3 protein-coding genes and 1 riboswitch are annotated in these 3,406 nt (G+C 71.8%); of the genes, 1 reads left to right on the forward strand and 2 read right to left on the reverse strand.

What is annotated here, in order from left to right:
• Window positions 1–49: 49 nt before the first annotated feature.
• Together ACFWEJ_RS27985 and ACFWEJ_RS27990 are read right to left on the reverse strand one after the other, a co-directional pair.
• Entirely contained in the window at window positions 50–1,111 is a 1,062-nt protein-coding gene (locus ACFWEJ_RS27985; protein WP_377232434.1) for a S8 family serine peptidase, read from the reverse strand.
• Window positions 1,112–1,250: 139 nt separating this feature from the next.
• Window positions 1,251–2,144: a hypothetical protein gene (locus ACFWEJ_RS27990; protein WP_377232435.1), complete on the reverse strand. Its 894-nt coding sequence runs from the start codon at window positions 2,142–2,144 to the stop codon at window positions 1,251–1,253.
• A 163-nt stretch (window positions 2,145–2,307) separates the two neighbouring features.
• A riboswitch (cyclic di-AMP (ydaO/yuaA leader) is annotated at window positions 2,308–2,503 on the forward strand.
• A 1-nt stretch (window position 2,504) separates the two neighbouring features.
• Here ACFWEJ_RS27990 and ACFWEJ_RS27995 point away from each other — a divergent pair.
• Window positions 2,505–3,239 (forward strand): C40 family peptidase, encoded by a 735-nt coding sequence (locus ACFWEJ_RS27995; protein ID WP_377232436.1) that lies wholly within the window; start codon window positions 2,505–2,507, stop codon window positions 3,237–3,239.
• Window positions 3,240–3,406 lie beyond the last annotated feature (167 nt).

The raw sequence follows: 3,406 nt of genomic DNA on the forward strand, positions 1-3,406 counted from the left end.
GCACCGCGGCGTGGGCCGCGGTGCTCCTGCGCGCCAGGCTCCCCTGGCGTCAGTACGCGACCGCCGCGGCCGCGTCGACGACGCCGTACCCGTACAGCGGCGTCCACAGCCCGGTGAGACCCAGCAGCGGGTCGTGGGCCGTGCGGAGGATGGCGCTCTCCACCTCGTCGACCGGGCGCCCCTGCGCGAACAGGAGCGCCGCGACCCCGGCCACGTGCGGCGTCGCCATCGACGTGCCCGCGTAGGAGTCGTAGCTGCCGCCCGCGCAGGTGTCGGAACCCGTGCCCACGGGAACCGTCGACCAGACGTCACCGTCGCAGCCGGTCAGCCCGCCCGACCCGCCAGGCGCCGAGACGCTCTTCAGGTCCAGCTTGACCGGCAGCTCCGAGTAGTAGGAGTGAAGCCCGGCCGAGTCGGTGGCCCCGACGCAGATCGCGACGCTGGTGAACGCCGGGTCGCTGCAGAGCGGCGTCGACGAGTTGCCGGCCGCCGCCACCGTGAGCACACCGCGCTCGCGCGCGTAGGCGATGGCGTCCCGCATCAGGGTGTCGACGCCGATGATCGTCAGCAGCTGCCCGCCCAGGCCGGAGCCCAGGGAGAGGTTGATGACGTCGGCACCGTGGTCGGCCGCCCAGCGGATGCCGTCCGCGATGTCCTGCGACGAGCCCGACCCGGCTTCCAGCACCTTGACCGGGAGGATCTTCGCGTCCGGCGCCACGCCCGCGACGCCGATGCCGTTGTCCGTCGCGGCGGCGACGATGCCTGCCACGTGCGTCCCGTGCTCGTCGCCGTCGTTGGTGCCGTCGGGGCCCCTGAAGTCCCCTGCGCCGCAGGGGCGGACGTCCGCGCAGCCCGTGAAGGTGGCACCCGGCAGGAGCTGCCCCGCCAGGTCGGGCTGGTCGAAGTCGACTCCTGTGTCGACCACGGCCACCACCACGCCGTCGCCGGTGCTGGCCGCCCAGGCCGCCTCGGCGTTGATCTGGTCCAGGCCCCACTGCCTGTCCCGGAGGGGATCGCTGGTCGCGGCCTGCGCACCCGGTGCCGCGGCGACCAGCGCCGCCACGACGAGCGCCGCGGAGGTGGCGGCGCCGACGAATGACTTCCTGTTCATATATGCCCCCATTGTTCGCACAGAGGTTGATTACCCCTGAACTGGGGCAAACCTAGGGCGACCGGGTCGGCGCCGAACAGGCCTCGCGCCCGGTGGGGGGTGAAATTTACACAATCGCAATCAGTAGGGGCGCGACGTGTCAGGCCCACGCCTCGGAGAGCTCGCTCTCGTCGCCGGCCTCCCGAGACAGCCGGAGCGCGGCGATGGCCGCTCCGAGCAGCAGGGCGACCACCCAGGCACCGAGCTGGTGCCCGTCGGCCACGACCGCCGCGGAGGCGATCTTGCCCGCGGCGATGGCCACGGCGGACAGCGGGTCCTCGGTGAGCGCGGAACCCGGCCAGATGTTCTCCTGCACCGCGAGCAGGGCAGGCCCGGCCGCCTGGAGCACCCAGACGGCGCCGGCGGCGGGCAGCCAGCCGAGCAGCTCGATCGGCCTGCTGTCCACGGTGAGCCCGAACGCGATACCGAGCGCCACGGCGAACACCCACCACGTGCCGGTCGGGGACACCTCGTTGCCGGGCACGAAGCCCCAGAACCAGCCGTCGAGGAGCACCACCGGCAGGGCGAGGGCGACGCCGCGCAGCGCCGCCGGCCCGAGGCCCGCCAGGAGTCCGGCCCCGAGGCCGACGATCCCGGCCGCGCAGGTGACCAGGAGCATGCCGAGCGGCATGGCGTCACCCGGGACGGTCTCGCGGGCCGCGAGCCACCAGGAGGCGCCGCCGGCCCCGGCCATCGCGAGCAGGGTGCCGGCGATCGCGGCGCCGGCGCCCCCTCCGGCCGAACGGGCCAGGCGGGCGGTCGCCCCGGCGAGCACGCCGCCGAGCAGCGCCATCACGACGAGGCCGACCACTGCGCCGTCGGCCGTGAAGGGCAGTGGAAGGAGGCCCGCCGCGGCGGCGTCAGAAGCCTGCGCGACGCCGGTGACCTGGTACGACAGCTGGGCGAGCCAGGGCAGGAACCCGCAGGTCCACCAGACGATCGCACTGATGGGAAACACCCACCAGGCGGAGATACGGGAGTGCGATTCGCCCATGCCGCCGAACGCTAGCGGATGTGTGATGTCGGTCATAACCCCTGAAGCCCGGAACGACGCAAATCTGCGCCTTCGTTGGGTCAGACCGTAATGCGTAACCCGATCGTGACTTTTTCCGTGAACGTGTGTACTTTGACTTCTGCTCCACCCCCACGGTGGAGTCGCGATCCGGACGCCGAGTCCTGTCACCGGTTCGTGACCAGACGTTCAAGACAGGAGCGGGGGACCCATTCCCGGGCGACAGCAGGATCGTCGTCCTCGGGGTGAAGCCGGACGGAAACCCCCCAGTAGCCGTGCGGCCGGGTTGTACTCCTACCCGAACCCGACAGCTGACCTCGCAGGCGGTACAGGAGACATTAGGTGACGAACTCCCTCCGCGGACGGCATCGTGACAGCCGCCCGGCCCAGACACCGCTGACCATCCTCGCTCGTACCGCCACCGAGAACGCCGGCACAGTTGCCCGCCGCGGCGCGCTCGCCGCAGCCGCCGGTGGCGTCCTGATCTCCACCATCGCGACGACGGCCCACGCGGCCCCGGCGATGGACCTGAAGACCGACGTCAAGACCGCGAAGCTCAACTCGGTCGACCTCAACTCCCTCACCGCGGTGGCCAAGCAGTCCGTCGCCGCCGCCCCCACCGTGACCGTCCCGGCCGACGCGAAGATGCCGATCGAGATGGAAGCCCTGGGGACCTCCACGGGCGCCGACGGCGAGAAGGGCGAGGGCCCCGCCGTCGTCTCGGTCGACGCGCCGGACCCCGTCCCGCTCGGCCAGCAGGCCGTCAACGTCGCCTTCAACTACCTGGGCATCACCTACGTGCTGGGCGGCAACTCGCCGGCGGAGGGCATGGACTGCTCGGGCCTGATCCAGTACACGTACGCGCAGCTCGGGATCTCCCTGCCGCACTCGTCGGGCGCGCTGCTCAGCTCCGGCTACCAGGTCACGTACCCCGAGCCGGGCGACATCGTCTGGACGCCCGGCCACGTGGCCCTCTACGCGGGCAACGGCATGATCATCGAGGCGTGGGCTGCCGGCATGCCGGTGCGCTACACCGAGATGTGGCAGAACAGCCCGACCTTCATCCGCGTCGTCTGAGCCGGAGGCGCAGCGCAGGGTGAGGGCCGAGGAACGAGGCACTCGCCCGGAGCGGAGCCGCAGGCTCTGACGACAAAAAGCAGAGCTGAGCCACTGCCTGAACAGAGCTTCTCGTGAGGCGTCGCCTCCGCCACCGGGTATCCGGTGCGGAGGCGGCGCCTCTCGCT

Origin of the sequence: Promicromonospora sp. NPDC060204 (assembly GCF_042728455.1) — a bacterium.
GTDB lineage: Bacteria > Actinomycetota > Actinomycetes > Actinomycetales > Cellulomonadaceae > Promicromonospora.

Excerpts from the sequence above, each read along its gene's own strand:
- ACFWEJ_RS27990 (WP_377232435.1), bottom strand. The coding sequence starts at position 2,144 with ATGGGCGAATCGCACTCCCGTATCTCCGCCTGGTGGGTGTTTCCCATC.
- ACFWEJ_RS27985 (WP_377232434.1), bottom strand. The coding sequence starts at position 1,111 with ATGAACAGGAAGTCATTCGTCGGCGCCGCCACCTCCGCGGCGCTCGTC.